This is a genomic window from Streptococcus sp. 10F2 (assembly GCF_054331515.2).
On sequence record NZ_JBTGGE020000003.1, the window covers coordinates 25,079 to 42,266 of the forward strand.

At 41.8% G+C, this 17,188-nt stretch carries 16 protein-coding genes; 6 read left to right on the forward strand and 10 right to left on the reverse strand.

Annotated elements, in window-relative coordinates; genetic code table 11:
• Positions 1 to 53 precede the first annotated feature (53 nt).
• From ACXM1Q_RS01330 to ACXM1Q_RS01350, 5 genes are all read left to right on the forward strand, one after another.
• Positions 54 to 1,307, forward strand: coding sequence for an extracellular solute-binding protein (locus ACXM1Q_RS01330; RefSeq protein ID WP_458515506.1), 1,254 nt, complete (start codon positions 54 to 56; stop codon positions 1,305 to 1,307).
• 270 nt (positions 1,308 to 1,577) lie between these two features.
• The gene (locus ACXM1Q_RS01335) at positions 1,578 to 2,870 is read left to right on the forward strand and encodes a sugar ABC transporter permease (RefSeq protein ID WP_135035820.1); all 1,293 of its coding nucleotides are present in this window, start codon (positions 1,578 to 1,580) and stop codon (positions 2,868 to 2,870) included.
• On the forward strand, positions 2,870 to 3,712 hold the full coding sequence (locus ACXM1Q_RS01340) for a sugar ABC transporter permease (protein ID WP_458515507.1): 843 nt from the start codon (positions 2,870 to 2,872) through the stop codon (positions 3,710 to 3,712). Before ACXM1Q_RS01335 ends, ACXM1Q_RS01340 begins: the two co-directional genes overlap by 1 nt.
• 40 nt (positions 3,713 to 3,752) lie before the next feature.
• On the forward strand, positions 3,753 to 4,544 hold the full coding sequence (locus ACXM1Q_RS01345) for a hypothetical protein (RefSeq protein WP_458515508.1): 792 nt from the start codon (positions 3,753 to 3,755) through the stop codon (positions 4,542 to 4,544).
• A gap of 11 nt (positions 4,545 to 4,555) precedes the next feature.
• Positions 4,556 to 5,545, forward strand: coding sequence for a LacI family DNA-binding transcriptional regulator (locus ACXM1Q_RS01350; RefSeq protein WP_135035829.1), 990 nt, complete (start codon positions 4,556 to 4,558; stop codon positions 5,543 to 5,545).
• A 52-nt stretch (positions 5,546 to 5,597) separates the two neighbouring features.
• Here ACXM1Q_RS01350 and ACXM1Q_RS01355 read toward each other — a convergent pair whose 3' ends face one another.
• Entirely contained in the window at positions 5,598 to 8,015 is a 2,418-nt protein-coding gene (locus tag ACXM1Q_RS01355) for a YhgE/Pip family protein (protein WP_458515509.1), read from the reverse strand.
• Between the two features lie 85 nt (positions 8,016 to 8,100).
• On the opposite strand from ACXM1Q_RS01355, the gene ACXM1Q_RS01360 reads away from it, so the two are divergent.
• Complete coding sequence (locus ACXM1Q_RS01360) at positions 8,101 to 8,652, forward strand: TetR/AcrR family transcriptional regulator (RefSeq protein WP_458515559.1); 552 nt, start codon at positions 8,101 to 8,103, stop codon at positions 8,650 to 8,652.
• 92 nt (positions 8,653 to 8,744) lie between these two features.
• Here the strand turns inward: ACXM1Q_RS01360 and ACXM1Q_RS01365 are convergent, their stop codons facing one another.
• From ACXM1Q_RS01365 to mnmG, 9 genes are all read right to left on the reverse strand, one after another.
• Complete coding sequence (locus tag ACXM1Q_RS01365) at positions 8,745 to 8,900, reverse strand: hypothetical protein (RefSeq protein WP_458515510.1); 156 nt, start codon at positions 8,898 to 8,900, stop codon at positions 8,745 to 8,747.
• Positions 8,901 to 8,909: 9 nt separating this feature from the next.
• Positions 8,910 to 9,200, reverse strand: a complete 291-nt coding sequence (locus ACXM1Q_RS01370; RefSeq protein WP_135035841.1) for a hypothetical protein — start codon at positions 9,198 to 9,200, stop codon at positions 8,910 to 8,912.
• A 64-nt stretch (positions 9,201 to 9,264) separates the two neighbouring features.
• Positions 9,265 to 9,561, reverse strand: coding sequence for a DUF4298 domain-containing protein (locus ACXM1Q_RS01375; protein WP_458515511.1), 297 nt, complete (start codon positions 9,559 to 9,561; stop codon positions 9,265 to 9,267).
• A gap of 183 nt (positions 9,562 to 9,744) precedes the next feature.
• A complete protein-coding gene (rpsD, locus tag ACXM1Q_RS01380; RefSeq protein WP_135035848.1) occupies positions 9,745 to 10,356 on the reverse strand; it encodes a 30S ribosomal protein S4 in 612 nt (203 codons plus the stop codon).
• A 443-nt stretch (positions 10,357 to 10,799) separates the two neighbouring features.
• The gene (locus ACXM1Q_RS01385; RefSeq protein WP_458515512.1) at positions 10,800 to 11,075 is read right to left on the reverse strand and encodes a Veg family protein; all 276 of its coding nucleotides are present in this window, start codon (positions 11,073 to 11,075) and stop codon (positions 10,800 to 10,802) included.
• Positions 11,076 to 11,077: 2 nt separating this feature from the next.
• Positions 11,078 to 12,427, reverse strand: coding sequence for a replicative DNA helicase (gene dnaB / locus ACXM1Q_RS01390; RefSeq protein WP_458515513.1), 1,350 nt, complete (start codon positions 12,425 to 12,427; stop codon positions 11,078 to 11,080).
• Between the two features lie 22 nt (positions 12,428 to 12,449).
• Positions 12,450 to 12,902: a 50S ribosomal protein L9 gene (rplI, locus tag ACXM1Q_RS01395; protein ID WP_135035857.1), complete on the reverse strand. Its 453-nt coding sequence runs from the start codon at positions 12,900 to 12,902 to the stop codon at positions 12,450 to 12,452.
• A complete protein-coding gene (locus tag ACXM1Q_RS01400; protein WP_458515560.1) occupies positions 12,899 to 14,872 on the reverse strand; it encodes a GGDEF domain-containing protein in 1,974 nt (657 codons plus the stop codon). The genes rplI and ACXM1Q_RS01400 overlap by 4 nt, the downstream gene beginning before the upstream one ends.
• A 355-nt stretch (positions 14,873 to 15,227) precedes the next feature.
• Positions 15,228 to 17,156 carry a tRNA uridine-5-carboxymethylaminomethyl(34) synthesis enzyme MnmG gene (gene mnmG / locus ACXM1Q_RS01405; RefSeq protein WP_458515514.1) on the reverse strand — a complete coding sequence of 643 codons (1,929 nt, stop codon included), beginning with the start codon at positions 17,154 to 17,156 and terminating at the stop codon, positions 15,228 to 15,230.
• Positions 17,157 to 17,188 lie beyond the last annotated feature (32 nt).

Below are 17,188 nucleotides of genomic sequence, written 5' to 3' on the forward strand. Positions count from 1 at the left end.
TTTGTTAAAAGAAAACGTTTGCTCTAATGAGCTAGATAAAGGAGACACCCATCATGAAGAAGAGAATTCTTAAAACAACCGCACTTCTTTCAACGATTGCTTTTGCTGGTGTTTTGGTAGCCTGCAGCAATGGTTCACAAAATTCTGATTCCGGTAGTAAAGAACTAACAGTTTATGTAGAAGAACAATATAAACCATATATTGAAGAGGCTGCTCAAGCTTTTGAAAAAGAAAGTGGAACAAAAGTCAGCATTAAAACTGGAGACCAATTGACTGGCTTGGATAACCTTTCTCTAGATAACCAATCTGGTGAGGTTGTGGATGTCATGATGGCGCCATACGACCGTGTAGGAAGTCTTGGAAATGATGGGCAATTGGCAGAAGTAACCTTATCTGAAGAGAGCAAAACCGACGATACTACTAAAAAATTGGTAACGGCTGCTGATGGTCATGTTTACGGTGCACCTGCTGTTATTGAAACCTTGGTGCTCTACTATAACAAAGATCTGATTTCAGAAGCGCCTAAGACCTTTGAAGAAGTTGAAAAATTAGCGGAAGATCCAGCCTACAACTTTGAGGGGGAAGAAGGTAAAAATACGGCCTTCCTTGCTGACTGGGTCAACTTCTACTATGCTTATGGACTCCTAGGCGGTAATGGAGGTTATGTCTTTGGTAAAGACGGTACCGATGCTAAAGATATCGGTCTTGCCAATGACGGCTCCATCAAAGGATTGGAATACGCTAAAACATGGTATGCAAAATGGCCTAAAGGAATGCAGGACCAAAAAGGTGCAGCCAACTTAATTGAGTCTCAATTCCAAGAAAAGAAAACAGCAGCTGTTATCGACGGACCTTGGAAAGCTGCAGCTTATAAAGATGCAGGTATCAACTATGGTGTTGCAACAATCCCAACTCTTCCTGGTGGAATGAATTACGAAGCCTTTGCTGGTGGTAAAGCTTGGGTTATTCCTGTAGCTTCTAAGAACATCGATGGAGCTCAAGAATTCCTAAACTTCTTGACTTCAACCGATCAGCAAAAAGCTTTCTATGACAAGAACCATGAAGTTCCTGCCAACACTGAAGCTCGTAAATATGCGATTGATAGCAAGGATGAGCTGGCAAATGCCGTTGTAAAACAATTCGATTCTGCTCAGCCAATGCCAAGCATCTCTGAAATGTCTACTGTTTGGGATCCAGCAGCAACTATGCTTTTTGAAGCCGTAAGTGGTAAAAAAGAACCAAAAGCAGCTGCCAATGATGCTGTGAAACTCATCAAAGATAGCATTGATCAAAAATTCGGAGAGTAACCCATCTCTCTATACCGGGTGAAAAGAGATCTTTTCTCAAAGCCCTTATCTGTTAGCGAGAGCAGGCTGGGACTCTAAGTCTTAGCCTCTCTGTTATTTTAGAACTTGCTTTGACAAGGTTTCGTCATCATGATGAAGGCTCACTAGCAGTCGAAATATACCGGAGAAGATCGCTTGATCGGGCACGGTGAAACTGACAACAAGGATTTTGATTTTTGAAAACGGTCGCTCTTTATCCCAATGCAATCCTATCTCAACGAGGACTGATTTATGGAACAACAAAACGCAAAAAAAGCACTTCTCTTATCCCTTATTCCCGGACTGGGGCAGATGTATAATCGCCAAAAGGTTAAAGGAGGAATTTTCTTAGGGATTACACTTGTATTCTTAATTTATTTCTTTACAACAGCTCTCTTTCAATTACAAGGCTTGGTCACACTGGGATCTATGCGAGGAAGAGACAATTCCCTCTTCTTACTAATTCAAGGGACCTTCCACCTCATTTTTGTTCTTGCCTATTTTGTTTTTTATGGCTTTAATCTATGGGATGCTCACAAGACTGCCAATCGTTGGAACCAAGGGCTACCTGTTGCTACAACTTGGCATGAAATGAGTCGTTCTATTTATGAAAATGGATTCCCTTATTTATTGATTGTCCCTTCCTATGTGGCTATGATTTTCGCCATTGTTTTTCCGGTCCTGGTGACAATTTTAATCGCCTTTACCAACTATGATTTCAAGCATTTGCCCCCAGCAAAACTCTTGGAATGGGTAGGTTTGACCAACTTCATGAATATTTGGCAACTATCTACATTCAGATCGGCCTTTGGTTCTGTCTTGAGCTGGACCATTATTTGGGCCTTGGCGGCATCTACGTTACAAATTACCCTTGGCATTTTTACCGCTATTATTTCCAATCAACCATTTATCAAAGGAAAACGAATTTTTGGGGTTATTTTCCTTCTCCCTTGGGCGGTTCCTGCCTTCATTACGATCATGACCTTCTCCAACATGTTTAATGATTCCATCGGAGCTATCAATACCCAAGTTATCCCAGCTATTTCCAAGGTAGTGCCTTTCTTAGATGGCGTTCTCATTCCTTGGAAAACCGATCCTTTCTGGAGCAAGGTAGCTCTGATTCTGATGCAGGGCTGGTTAGGCTTCCCATATATTTATGTCCTCACTCTAGGTATCCTACAATCTATTCCACATGACTTATATGAGGCAGCCTATATTGATGGAGCTAATAGCTGGCAAAAATTTACCAAGATTACCTTTCCAATGATTTTGGCCGTTGCTGCTCCAACTTTGATTAGTCAATATACCTTCAACTTCAACAACTTCTCGATTATCTACCTCTTCAATGAAGGGGGACCTGGAAGTGTGGGTGGAGGTGCTGGTTCTACAGACATCTTGATTTCTTGGATTTATCGACTTACTACTGGTACTGCTCCGCAATACTCGATGGCGGCTGCCGTTACCCTTATTATCTCCATTATCGTAATCGGTATCTCTATGATTGCCTTCAAGAAATTGCACGCTTTTGACATGGAGGATGTATAATGCAACGTTCCATTACCTTTAAAAGACGCCTCAATCAAGGATTAACTTATCTTTACTTGGGCCTCCTATCAGTCATTATTTTGTATCCTTTGGCCATCACCATTTCCTCAGCTTTCAAATCTGGGAACGTGGTTGCCTTTAAATTAGACAGCAATATCCAACTTTCCTTAAACAACTTTAGCGGTCTCTTCACCGATACTCTCTTTGGAACGTGGTACACCAATACTTTACTAATTGCTGTATTGACAATGTTGATTCAAACCTCTATTGTAGTATTAGCTGGTTATGCCTATAGCCGCTACAATTTTATTGCTCGTAAACAAAGTTTGGTATTCTTCCTCATTATTCAAATGGTACCTACTATTGCAGCTCTCACTGCCTTCTTCGTTATGGCCTTGATGCTCAATGCACTAAACCAAAGCTGGTTCCTCATTTTCCTCTATGTCGGAGGTGGTATTCCAATGAATGCTTGGTTGATGAAAGGCTACTTTGATACGGTACCAATTTCTTTGGATGAGTCCGCCAAGATTGATGGAGCTGGACACTTCCGCCGCTTTTGGCAGATTGTTCTTCCCCTCGTTCGTCCTATGGTTGCAGTTCAAGCTCTTTGGGCCTTTATGGGACCTTTTGGAGACTACATCCTCTCTAGCTTCCTTTTACGGGAAAAAGAATACTATACCGTGGCAGTTGGGCTCCGTACCTTTGTCAGCGATCCTAAAAATCTAAAGATTTCTTTCTTCGCTGCCGGAGCCGTGTTAACAGCCTTGCCAATCTGTATTTTATTCTTCTTCCTACAAAAGAACTTTGTTTCTGGTTTAACGAGTGGTGGTGACAAGGGATAAGCTTGTCCCACCTTTTTCACCCATTAGAAAGGACACAACCTTGCCCTACCCCTTTAGTTATTTCCAAAATCTTTTCCCCTTTCGCCGAGCCTTTGAGAAGCGTCAATGCCTAACCTGGCCGCAGCTCCTCTTTACCTGGATTTTCCTCTTAGCTCTTACATGTATCCCCGTCAGTTGGATAAACTTACAACGAACTTCCTATCCTTTGGAGCAACTGGTTCCTCAAGCCTATCGAGCCTTTGATCAAGAACAAGTGGATAGAATCGCTGCTACAGGAATTACCTTTGACCAGGGACAGGCTCAAATTAGTCAGAAAACCTCCTGGAAGGTAGGAGAAGATTGGATTATTATTGGGGAAAAGGTGCCACAAAGTTCGGGCTTTGTCTGGGAATTTCAGGAAGATATGGCACGGTTAATGCAGTCAAATCAGGAAGTTGCACGTTTTTCTTATGGAGGACTAGAGACCAAGGCTTTAAGCAGTTCAGATACTTGGATCCAGTCCCTAAATAAAGCTTGGTTTGATCATAATCGCTTGGTCATCAGTCTTTTTATATTGCTACTTTCCTGGGGATTGCTTAGTTTGAACTTCTTCTTACTAACCCTAGGGAGTGCAGCACTCCTATACTTGGTCAGCAAATCGCGCTTTAACTCTCTGAAAGGCTTCAAAGAGTCTCTTCATATCATTCTTTATTCCCTGGGAATCCCAACATTGGTAACCTGTTTACTAGGCTTACTGGGTCTAGATCTGGCCACCTCCGTTTTGGTTCAAAATAGTCTTTTCTTACTCACCCTCGCTTTGGTTTTTTACCAAACACAATTCCGTGATCACTAAGGAGGTTCATCATGCGTGTCACTATTAAGGATGTTGCGGAACGGGCAGGGGTTTCTCCCTCTACCGTCACGCGCGTCATTCAAGATAAACCGACCATCAGTCAAGCGACCAAGGAACGAGTGCGCCGCATTATGAAGGAATTGGACTACCATCCCAACCTCAATGCTCGGAGTTTGGTTAGTAGTGAAACGAAGGTATTAGGATTAGTCCTACCGGACGATTCGGATGCCTTTTACCAAAACTCCTTTTTCCCGACTGTATTGCGGGGAATCAGCCAAATCAGTTCCGAATACCACTATGCTATTTTATTATCAACTGGTCGAACGGAGGCTGAGCGTCTTGAATCAATTTCCCAGATGGTTCGGGGACGACGGGTTGATGGTTTAATCTTTCTCTATGCCAAACCCCAAGATCCTCTGGTACAATTCGTTCGCGAACAGCACTTCCCCTTCCTAATTTTAGGGAAGTCAACAGATCCCTTCACATCGCTAGTCGATAATGATAACCGACAGGCAGGAGCGGATGCTACCCATTTCCTGCTCGCCAAAGGCTACAAGCGCATCGCTTTTTTAGCTGGAAGTATGGATTACTTTGTCAATCAAGACCGCTTCCAAGGCTATCAAGAAGCTCTTGAAGAAAAAGGAGTCAAAATGGACAAACGTCTCCTCTACTTTGCCAAGGATTTGCTCTTCCATGAAGGCTATCAGGTGATGGAAAATATGCTCGAAAAACAAATTCCACTGGATGCCATTATTGTCACCGATAGTCTATTGGCCGAAGGTGTGGCTAGTTACCTCCAAGATCACCACCTTCATCTACCTTGCCTGAGCTTCACATCACTCCCCCCTACCTACGATGTTACAGCCTATATCGATATTCAGGCCTTGGAATTAGGACAAGAATGTGTTGAAACTCTTCTTCAAATTATCCAAGACCACAAAAAAGAGCAGCAAACTGCCTATCAAAAAATTGTCGACCATAACTTATTGGAAAAATCATAAAAAGACTGGAGTTGAATTCCCAGTCTTTTTATGATGTTACTTTCTCAGATTTCTATTTTTTAGGTCTATAACTAAAATATCCAGCAAGAATGGAGAGAACCAAAGTCATGCTGAGGAAGGCCACCTGACTACCAATTTGGCCTGTCATTGAGATAGTCTCTCGTAAAGCAGATACTGAGTAGGACATAGGTAACCAAGGGTGAAGGGCTTCAAAAAAGGAATTAGACAATTGAATTGGATAAGTTCCTGCACTAGCTCCTAATTGAAGCAATAGGAGAATCAGAGCCAAGAAAGCTCCCACCTTATTGTCTAAGGTCACCAAGGTCGTTACCAAAGCCATAAATGCTGCGCTAGTCAGTAAGATAACGCCAAGTGTTGCCATCTCATGATTAGCAGTAAGACCAATTAAGTGAATACCACCATAAACCAGAAAACCTGCTACCAAAGCAATCACTCCATTCACCTCTAAACGAGCCTTTAACCAAGACCAACGAGTGGATGGTTGTCTACCTGAGGGAAGAGTTTGGAAAATGGTATTGGTTGCAATCGCGGCAACGAAAAGTGCCACAGAAATCATATACGGAGCCATTCCAACTCCATTGACCTTAACTTGATCCTGCTCCGTTTTCTCCAAAGCAATCGGTTCAGACAAGGTATTGGCATTACTTTCTTCTACATTGGCTTGTTGCAATTGTTGATTAGCCTTATCCAAACCAGTTTGAAGACTCGCCAATCCATCCACTAACGATGTCATCCCTGTACCAAGCTGATCTCCCCCTTGAGCCAGTGTCTGCGAACCCTCTTGTAATTGACTGGCTCCTGAAGCCAACTGCCCAGCTCCATCTAAGAGAGCACCTGAATTAGCATCTAATTGACTAGCACCGTCTTGTAATTGGGCAACACCTGCTTGCAATTGACCAGAATTCTCATTCAAAGTCCGAGCACCTTGTGCCAATTCTGCAACACCCGATGTATAAGCAGAGACACCACTAACCAGGCCGTCAGCACCCGTTTGAAGCTGACCTTGTAATTGACCTAAACCAGCTGCTACATCAGAAGATCCCTGTGCCAAAGTCTGCGTTGCAGCTTGTAACTGACTAAATTGACCAATTCCAACCTGAAGGGTTTGTAAATCTGCCAAGGCCTGATCTACCAATGGCGCTAATTCCTGCCCCAAACCTACACTATTTTGATCAAGTGCAAGAGAGAGGGCTTGCACACCTCCCAATAAGGCCTGTAAATGGCTCGTATCAGTAGCGGTAGTTGATGGAGCAGCTGGCAACGCTGCTAAAATTTCAGCCTGCTCTGCCGCATCCAATTTTTGAAAAGCTGCTGTTGCCGCTACTGCACTTGCAGCATCCACACCAGTCGACGTACCAGTACCCCCTGCAGCAATCAAGGCCGATAAATCCGTTTCTAGCTGACTCAACCCTGCTTTAATACCGGCCGTTGGATCCTGTCCTTGCCCCAATTTACTTTGAAGATTGGTTAAAAGTGAAACAGCTTGGTTGATTGTTTCAGTTTGTTCTGAAGAAACGGTCATTCCTGCTAACTGATTTGCCAATTGTCCCATTCCAATGGCTACCTGATTTGAACCATCCACCAGAGCATTCAAGTCACCACCACGCGCCGCATCTTGAAGTGCTTGAACACCCGCTTGTAATTCCGCAGAAGCTGCATCCAATTGATCCGCTCCAGCTGAAACCTGAGCAACACCTCCTGTATACTGATTCACACCAGTTGCTAACAGACCGACCCCGCCAGCTAGCTGATGAACTCCAGCTGTATATTGTCCAAGACCCGTTGCTAGTTGGTTAGCTCCATTTGAGAAAACAAGAGTTGAACTCGCCAAGCGTTGTAAGCCAGCATTGAGTTGATCTGTTCCAGACTGGAGTTTTTTTCCTCCATCTACCAACTGACTACTTCCAGCACTAGCAGTTCCCATACCTGTCTGGAGTTTTTTCATACTACTAAAGAGGGTAGAGGTGTAGTTGTTAATGATATTCTTTTGAACGGATTGCTTCAACACGTTCATAGCAGAATCACTCATTTTTCCTGCAACAAAACCATGTCCACTAGAGGTTTTATAGTGAATCTTCATTTGTTGAGGATCTGTTGTCATGATGGAAGCAGCTTTTTCAGAAAGATCTTCTGGTAACTCCACAACCATGTAATAATCCCCATTTTCTAAACCCTTATCAGCTACGTTTTGAGCAACTACATGAAAATCTAGAGCTTTCCCCTTCTCCATATTCTCAACCATTTGGTCCCCAATAGCTAAAGTTTTGCCATTTAGAACTGTTGATCGATCCTTATTGACAACAGCCACCGGCAAATCAGACAATTTTCCATAAGGATCCCACATGGAACTGAGAAAAATAACATTATATAAGAAAGGAATCAGAGAAACTCCTAGCATCACAATAATAAATTTAGGTCGTTTAAAAATGGCTTTCCATTCTTTAAACATAACTTACCCTCCATTTTTTGCACACAGTGTCTATTTTTGATATACTAGATTATACCATTTCAAATTTTAAATGCAAGGAGATAAACTGATGGAAAGCAATAAGAGACAAAAGACTAAAAAATGCCTCGAAAATGCTATGGTTAAGCTTCTATCGGACCATACCTTTGACCAAATCACAACCGTTAAATTAACGCAGGAAGCTGATATCAGTCGGTCCAGTTTTTATACCCACTATAAAGACAAATTCGATATGATTGACCATTATCAAGACCGCCTTTTCCATACCCTAGATTATATTTTTGATAAACATGAAGGACATCTGGAAGCCACCATTACAGAAATATTTGAATTTCTCAAAAGAGAACCTCTCCTTGCTGCCCTTCTGTCAGAAAATGGCACACAAGAAATCCAGCAATTCATTCGGAAACGCCTCCAAGTACTGTTGGAAAATGAGTGGCAAGGCCGATATAGCCACAAGCTTTTTCAGGATAAGGAAAAGAAGTATGCGGCCATCTATCTCTCCAACGCCTTCCTAGGTGTTTACCAACTTTGGATTGCCCAAGGAAAGAAAGAAACTCCCCACAGCATGGCCCGTTTTTTAATGAAAATGTTGAAGTTCAGTGGGATTGAAGACTAATACTTCAACATGACTACGAATTTGATTATACAAGCTCTATAAAAGGACTAGTAGCAATCCCTACTAGTCCTTTTATCAAGCGATTATTCTACTTAGGAATGCCCGTGCTTACGGGAATATTCATCTGCTGCTCCCGCAATAGCCCCAAATACAAAGGGAATCGAAATCAAGGCTGCTCCTACCACTAGCGGATTAACGACTCCTCCTGTCAAAGACTGCAGTTCCGTCTGTCTCAGTTCTTTCTGCATACTAACCTCCTAAGGAATCAAGGCATTAACAAGGCTACGACCAAAGTCGCGACCGGTTTTGTAAATCATAGCCCACGTTTTACCAATCGCACTCCCTGCTTCACTGATATAACCTGCTCCTCCAGTAATGACTTGCAAATCTACGCTATCAAGAACTTGGCCTTCAGGACAGGTCGGAACTGGTCCCAGTGGACCACTTGGATACGGATAAGGAAAACCTGGTACTAGCACCTTACCAGGACACCAGGTGTGGCTACCTCCCTCTATATTCGCTGTTTCTACCTGTTGAATTCTTTCCATTCTCTATCCTCACTTTCTTTCTTTTTGGGGCCCTCATCTTTTAATTCGAAAGCAAAGAAAAAAATTAACGATTTCGATACATGCGATGACTGAGTTCAAGAAGATCAGCAATCAGTTCATCATGATCTTGAATCAAATTGTAGAGACGATCTTGACTCAAAACTCCACACTTATAGTCCTCGGAAAGTTTCTCAGATAAGCTCCACCAATCCTCACTTCCATAATATTCCCGTAGCTGTGCATATTCTTGATAAGCCTCTTGAAACTGTTCTAACTCTCTACTAAATGCTTCTAAATGTGGCAGAAAGGCTGCATAGGCTTCCTCCATCTCCTGAAGCTTTTTAAGCTTTGATGCTTCCATATATACCCTCTTTCGTTTAAGGCCCTCTCATCTCCACAGAAGAAGAGAATCAGGGACAACTGATACCTCTAAAGGAGTTGATACCCGATTTGAGACAGGTAACCCTTTATAGACAAAGTCACTTGAAACAATTTAAAAAGAAAAAGCCCATAAATTCGGGCTTTTTCAAAATAAAATTTAAAATTAAAGCATTTTGTTGTAGAATTCAACGACAAGTGCTTCATTGATTTCTGGGTTGATCTCATCGCGTTCTGGTAGACGAGTCAATGAACCTTCCAATTTTTCTGCATCAAAAGATACGAATGCTGGACGTCCAAGAGTTGATTCAACAGCTTCCAAGATTGCTGGAACTTTAGCTGATTTTTCACGAACTGAGATTACTTGACCAACTTCAACGCGGTAGCTTGGGATGTCAACACGTTTACCATCAACAAGGATGTGACCGTGGTTAACAAATTGGCGAGCTTGACGACGAGTTGAAGCCAAACCTAGGCGGTAAACAACGTTGTCCAAACGACGCTCAAGAAGAAGCATGAAATTGAAACCAAGAATTCCACCTTTGATTTTTGTAGCTTGTACGAACAAGTTACGGAATTGTTTTTCACCAACTCCGTACATGAAACGAAGTTTTTGTTTTTCAGCCAATTGCAAACCGTATTCTGAAAGCTTGCTACGGTTGTTTGGTCCGTGTTGTCCTGGTACGTAGTTACGACGTGCTAGTTCTTTACCAGTTCCTGATAGAGACAAACCAAGACGACGAGATTTTTTCCATGATGGTCCTGTATAACGTGACATATAAATGTCCTCCTCTAAAATATTGCTTGAGGAAATAGTCACTTGAAAAATCCTGATTCGTGCAGGAAACCTTCGCCCCAACAGCAAGGGTTACTTACTGGGACTTCCTGTTGACGAGCTCCATATTTTTCTGCTGCTATTTCGCACGTTCTCTATTGTAACATACCCAAGTAGCTCTGTAAAGGATTTTATCATTTTTTAAAAGAAAAGGCCTCAGTCATTTCCTGATTCGCAAAAACCATCGAATTACATACACAAGACGATGGTTTAACTTTTCTATAAACAATTCTATTTGATAATTCTAGACCGATCCGTCCAATTTTCCAGATTTCATCTACTGCAAGAAATACCACTAAAGAACCCGCATCATCGGGTTCAGTTCTGGACAAGCGCGCTTACTCATTTCTGGGCTCGAACTGAAAATGTCCACTGGACAGCCTCGCTTACTCATCCAGATATTTAATAAGTGTTTTTTCAGTAAGGATATCAGAGTAGGTGTAGGATTCGACATAGGTGTTGGTAATTTCACCAGGTAGGCTTCCGACGTTATTGTATTCAACAATAAAAAGAGATGGGTAGACTTCGATAAGACGACCGATTTTGGTTTTTTGGCGTTTACGGCCGTGTTCAAGGGTCATTTCAACCATCTTCCCTTCGTGGTTTTTAATGTCTTCTTTAATTTTTTTCATTTTAGCAACATCTGTAAATGCATCACTCATAGTTATTCCTCCCTTTTGGATATGCTTGAAAACTTGAAATATTCTTTTTGAAATAGGAGTTCAACGGTTCCACGCGCCCCACTCCGGTTTTTCTCGATAATAACTTCAATCTTGTTATTAGGTTCTACCTCTTCCTCACCTTCACTGCGGTAATAGTCATCACGATAGAGGAAGGCTACGATATCCGCATCCTGCTCAATAGAACCAGATTCCCGAATATCTGAAAGTACTGGGCGCTTGTCTTGACGTTGTTCAAGTCCCCGTGAGAGCTGACTGAGAGCCAAAACAGGTACTTTTAACTCTTTGGCCAGAATTTTTAATTGACGTGAAATTTCCGATACTTCTTGTTGTCTATTTTCTCGACCGGTTCCTGTAATCAACTGCAAGTAGTCGATTAAGATAAGTCCTAAGTTATTTGTTTCCTTAGCCAGTTTTCGAGCCCTTGATCGGATTTCAGTAATTCTGATACCTGCAGTATCATCAATATAGATGGGAGCGGAAGCTAAATTTGCCTGGGCAATGGTGACTTTACGCCATTCCTCATCCGTCAAATTCCCTGTCTTAATAGAATGGTTATGGATTAGACCTTCTGCTGAAAGCATTCGATCAACCATACTCTCAGCCCCCATCTCTAGAGAAAAGATGGCAACCGTCAATCCCGTTTTAGTGCTAATATTTTGAGCAATATTCAGTGCAAAAGCAGTTTTTCCGACCCCAGGTCGAGCACCAAGAATAATCAATTGATCTTCATGGAGTCCTGTGGTCATCTTATCTAACTCGATAAATCCTGTTGGAACCCCCGTAACATCAGATGTTTGCTGGGACCGAATTTCCAGATTCTCGAAATTAATGTTCAAGATATCCTTGATAGCTCTAAAGCCATTTCTTTTATGATTTTCGTTTAAATCAATCAGGGTCTTTTCTGCACCTGCAATCAGTTCATCAGTCCCCATGGCTCCTTCGTAAGCCTGATTGATTGTTTCGGTTAAGCGTGATATAAAACGGCGACGCATGGCCATATCGGCCACAATTTGAGCATAATACTCGGCATTCGAGCTAGTTGGAACCGCATTGACAACTTCAACTAAATAAGAAAAACCACCAATATTTTCCAGATCTCCTTGGGCTTCCAGAATGGCTCTCATGGTAGTCGCATCAATGACATCTCCCCGATCATTCAAGTCAATCATAGCCTGAAAAATAAGGCGGTTCGCATATTTAAAAAAGTCAGCTGGTTCAATGTACTCACGTACAAAAACCAGCTTACTCTCATCCAAAAAAATAGCCCCTAGAACAGATTGTTCTGCTAAAATGTCTTGCGGTTGTGTCCGCAATTCTTCCAGATTGGCCATTTCTCCTCCTTAAATCCTCGCACTAAGCTTCTTGGATATAAATTTTAATTTCCCCTGCTACATCTTGGTAGAGTTTGACAGGAACTTCAACAGAACCGATCGAACGAAGTTGGTGGTCTAAATGGATATTCCGCTTGTCAACTTTAATTCCATACTGTTTCTGCAATTCTTCTGCAATTTTCTTGCTAGTGATAGAACCGAAGGTCCGGCCATCTGGACCAACTTTTTCTGTAAAACGAACAACTGTTTCTTCTTTTGCTAATTGTGCTTTGACAGCTTCCGCCTCTGCAATCAACTCAGCATGGGCTTTCTCCTGAGATTTTTGTTTTCCACGGAGTTCACCAATCGCTTGGGCAGTTGCCTCTTTAGCTAGGTTTTTCTTAATAAGGAAATTCTGTGCGTAACCAGTTGGTACCTCTTTGATTTCTCCTTTTTTACCTTTTCCCTTTACATCTTCTAAGAAAATAACTTTCATACTTCAGTCTCCTTTTCTTGCGTTTCATTTATAATAACATCTTTTAATCGAGTCGTCACCAAGGAAAGATCTACACCCCGCAGTTGGGCTGCAGCCAAGTTAAAGTGACCACCTCCGCCCATCTCCTCCATCATTCTCTGAACATTGATTCGACTACGACTACGCGCTGAAATACCAATCCTTTCGGCATCTAAGTAACTCACAACAAAGGTCGCCTCAATGCCTGACATATTAAGAATTGTATCAGCTGCCTTACTCAGTTCCACAGTCGAATAGAAATGGTCTTCTGGGGCAACCGCAAGAACAATCGTTGGACTTAGACGTTGACCTTGTAAAATCAACTCATTGACCCGTCTGTATTCATCAAAATCATTGGCCATAATTTCCTTAATCAAGGTACTATCACTGCCTCGACTTCGTAAATAACTAGCTACATCAAAGGTTCTATTAGTTACCTGAACAGAAAAATTCTTGGTATCCAGCATAATACCAGCCATCAAAATGCTGGCTTGAATTTTGCTGAGACGGTTTGACTTAGCGTTTTGGAACTGAATCAATTCCGTCACCAATTCACAGGCACTGCTAGCTCCGCTTTCAATGTAAGTAATCACCGCATTTTCAGGAAAATTTTCATCCCGTCGATGGTGGTCAATAACGATTGTCTGACTAAATTCTTGATAGAATTCCTCCGATAAGGTCAAGCTAATTTTGGAATGGTCTACCATGATTAACAAAGACTGTCGCGTTACGCGCGGCATAGCCTCTGTCAATGATAAAAGCTGGGTCTTCCCTTCTTCCTGTAGACTCGAGATAGCTCTCTGGATATCCGCAGACATCTGCTCTGGATCATAAACTGCATAGGACTGATCCGTCAAACTTTCAGCAAATTTTTGCATCCCAATTGAAGCTCCAAGAGCATCTAAATCCAAATTCCGATGTCCAACGATAAAGACCTGATCTGCTGATCGAATCTTATCTGAAATGGCGGTCATCATAGCCCGGGTACGGGTACGAGTCCTTTTTACAGCTGAAACACTTCCGCCTCCGAAGTAAATCGGATTTTTATTTTCTCGATTTTCACGAACAACCGCCTGGTCTCCACCTCGCACGAGGGCTAGATTTAAATTCTCGAGGGCTGTTTTTCCAATCGAAGCATGATCCCCATCTCCAAAGGCAAAACCCATACTAAGGGTTAGGGGAAGATTCCGTTCTTTTGCTTCATGACGGAAAACATCGATAATAGCAAATTTATCCGCCATTAGTCGATCCAAAACGGTATAGTCTGTAAAAAGGTAATAACGATCGGCATCCACACGCCGGTAAAATATCTGATGCTCCTCCGCAAATCGGGATACAAAATCAGCTATAAAACTATTAGTACTACTAATTTCAGAATCTGATAGGCCATCTCTAAAGTCATCATAATTATCTAGAGAGATCGCACCAATAACAGGGCGGGTTGTCGCTAATTCTTCAGCTGCACTATATTCATTACTAGCATCAAAGAAATAGACCATATGACCTGATTGGTCTAGGTGGACAGCATAGGTTCGCTCACCAATTGTCAGATAATGCCCTTGATCTGATTGTGCTGCTTCTAGAACAGACTCAACCGTTTGCATTTCCAATACGCCATCTTCACCGGCAAAAATAAGTTCTGCATACGGATTGTACCAATCAATCTTCCCAGAATCCTCACCCAATTTAAGAATACCAATCGGAATTTTACTGAGTAGGTTCGTCAAGCTTGTTTCAACTTGATCTTCAAGCTGTCGTTGATGCTCTTCATCTTCTTTAGCAACCGTCACTTCTTGGTCCAGTAAAAGTAATAGAATCAAAGCCCCCATTAAAATGATGGTAATCGCTATAGGAATGCCGTTCATGGAATGCTGCCAGACGACAGAGAGTATCCCTAAAAAAATGATCCCAATCATAAAGTAATGGAAAGGGGATAATGGAAATTTTTTCATCATAAACCTCTTCTTGATATTTTACCATAAAGGGAGTTTGACACCAACTGTTCACCGTAAAATTGGGATAGACTACAGAAAAAAAGACGACTTTTCAATGAAATCAATGACTACCTTTGTCAATCTGTAGTCAATAATTTGTAAACAAACTTGATTGAAATCAATTGCTTTTATGCAACAAAACCCAGATCCCACCATTGCTTAGCTAGTTTAGATTGACAAGTTATCTTTACAGAATTTTACTGCTAGGCATGAAGCATTCATCATCGCTTATGGCTTCTTAAACCCGGCTACTCAATACAAGGACCATTCGTAAAAAATAGAGGTCGGGCCAAATAGCCCAACCTCTACCTTACTATTTATTTGTCTGTATCTTGACTTGTTCTTGACGCTTAGAAATACTACGGGATTTACCTTCTAAATAAACCATCAGAATCGAAATATCGGCTGGGTTAACCCCTGAAATTCGGCTCGCTTGACCAATTGTTTCTGGATTAATTTGCTTAAATTTTTGCCGAGCTTCGGTTGCAATTGAATCAATGTCATCCCAATCAATATCGGCTGGAATCCGCTTTTCTTCCATCCGTTTCATCTTGTCAACTTGATCAAGAGCTTTTTGAATATAGCCTTCGTACTTAATCTCCGTTTCCAATAATTCCTTGACCTTATCGTCTACCTCAAAAGGAGCTGCTCCGATAAAGTGAGCCAAATCATCATAGCTAACCTCTGGTCTTCTTAGAAACTCTTTGGCAGTTAAGGCATCTGATAACGGTTTGAAACCAAAATTCATCACTTGCTTATTGGTTTCTGCAGTAGGTTTCAATTTATGAGCTTCCAAGCGCTCCATTTCTGATTGGAAACTTGCTTTTTTATTTTTGAAATCTTCCCAGCGCTCATCATCTACTAAACCAATAGAGCGGCCAATTTCTGTTAAACGCATATCGGCATTGTCATGGCGTAAAATCAAGCGATATTCTGCACGACTCGTCAATAAACGATACGGTTCTAACGTTCCTTTGGTCACCAGGTCATCAATCATAACACCAATATAACCATCACTCCGTTTCAAAATTAGTTCGGGTTTCCCAAGAACTTTTAGAGCGGCATTGATTCCTGCCATGATTCCTTGTCCAGCAGCTTCCTCATACCCAGAAGTACCATTCGTTTGACCTGCTGTAAAGAGACCTGAGATTTTCTTCGTTTCCAAAGTGGCTCTCAATTGATGCGGAAGAATCATATCATACTCAATCGCATAACCTGTCCGCATCATTTCAGCCTTCTCTAATCCTTTAATAGAATGCACTAACTCTCGCTGCACATCCTCTGGTAAACTGGTTGATAATCCTTGGATATAGACTTCTTCCGTATCTCTACCTTCTGGTTCTAGGAAAAGTTGGTGACGCTCTTTATCCGCAAACCGAACAATTTTATCTTCGATAGACGGACAATAACGAGGACCAACTCCTTCAACGACCCCTGTAAACATAGGAGCACGATGAAGATTGTTTTGAATAATTTGATGACTCTCATTATTCGTATACGTTAACCAACAAGGAACTTGATCTTTTAAGTAGTCTTCATCTTTTGATCGATAAGAGAAATGGTTCGGTGCTTCATCACCAGGTTGAATTTCCGTCTCACTATAGTCAATGGAAGAAGCTTTCACACGAGGAGGAGTCCCTGTTTTAAAGCGAGCAATTTCAAAACCTAAGGCCTTTAAATTATCCGCTAATTTGACGGAAGCAATGCTGTGGTTGGGACCAGACGAATACTTTAGATCACCAATGATAATTTCTCCACGCAAAGCTGTACCGGTGGTTACGATTACTGTTTTTGCACCAAACTCTTGATTGGTTGCAGTCCGAACCCCAATGACTTTATGATCCTCAACTAAAATCTCATCAACCATTGTTTGTCGAAGCGTTAAATTACTCTGATTTTCAACTGTTTTACGCATTTCCTTAGCGTATAATTCTTTATCAGCCTGTGCACGTAAGGCCCTTACAGCAGGTCCCTTACCTGTATTCAACATCTTCATTTGGATATAGGTTTTATCAATGTTCTTTGCCATCTCACCACCTAAAGCATCCACCTCACGGACAACAATCCCCTTAGCAGATCCTCCAATAGAAGGATTACAAGGCATAAAAGCCAACATTTCAATATTAATAGTCGCTAAGAGAGTCTTACACCCCATCCGAGCCGCAGCTAGAGAGGCTTCCACTCCAGCATGGCCAGCACCGATAACAATTACATCATAGGTTTCTGCAAACTGTCTTGTCATTCTTTCTTCCTTTCACAAAAAAGGCCAAGGCT

Coding starts and splice junctions, on each gene's coding strand:
- ACXM1Q_RS01370 (WP_135035841.1), bottom strand. CDS start 9,200: ATGGAAAGAATTCAACAGGTAGAAACAGCGAATATAGAGGGAGGTAGC.
- ACXM1Q_RS01350 (WP_135035829.1), top strand. CDS start 4,556: ATGCGTGTCACTATTAAGGATGTTGCGGAACGGGCAGGGGTTTCTCCC.
- rpsD (WP_135035848.1), bottom strand. CDS start 10,356: ATGTCACGTTATACAGGACCATCATGGAAAAAATCTCGTCGTCTTGGT.
- mnmG (WP_458515514.1), bottom strand. CDS start 17,156: ATGACAAGACAGTTTGCAGAAACCTATGATGTAATTGTTATCGGTGCT.
- dnaB (WP_458515513.1), bottom strand. CDS start 12,427: ATGGCCAATCTGGAAGAATTGCGGACACAACCGCAAGACATTTTAGCA.
- rplI (WP_135035857.1), bottom strand. CDS start 12,902: ATGAAAGTTATTTTCTTAGAAGATGTAAAGGGAAAAGGTAAAAAAGGA.
- ACXM1Q_RS01365 (WP_458515510.1), bottom strand. CDS start 8,900: ATGCAGAAAGAACTGAGACAGACGGAACTGCAGTCTTTGACAGGAGGA.
- ACXM1Q_RS01340 (WP_458515507.1), top strand. CDS start 2,870: ATGCAACGTTCCATTACCTTTAAAAGACGCCTCAATCAAGGATTAACT.
- ACXM1Q_RS01400 (WP_458515560.1), bottom strand. CDS start 14,872: ATGAAAAAATTTCCATTATCCCCTTTCCATTACTTTATGATTGGGATC.
- ACXM1Q_RS01385 (WP_458515512.1), bottom strand. CDS start 11,075: ATGAGTGATGCATTTACAGATGTTGCTAAAATGAAAAAAATTAAAGAA.
- ACXM1Q_RS01355 (WP_458515509.1), bottom strand. CDS start 8,015: ATGTTTAAAGAATGGAAAGCCATTTTTAAACGACCTAAATTTATTATT.
- ACXM1Q_RS01330 (WP_458515506.1), top strand. CDS start 54: ATGAAGAAGAGAATTCTTAAAACAACCGCACTTCTTTCAACGATTGCT.
- ACXM1Q_RS01335 (WP_135035820.1), top strand. CDS start 1,578: ATGGAACAACAAAACGCAAAAAAAGCACTTCTCTTATCCCTTATTCCC.
- ACXM1Q_RS01375 (WP_458515511.1), bottom strand. CDS start 9,561: ATGGAAGCATCAAAGCTTAAAAAGCTTCAGGAGATGGAGGAAGCCTAT.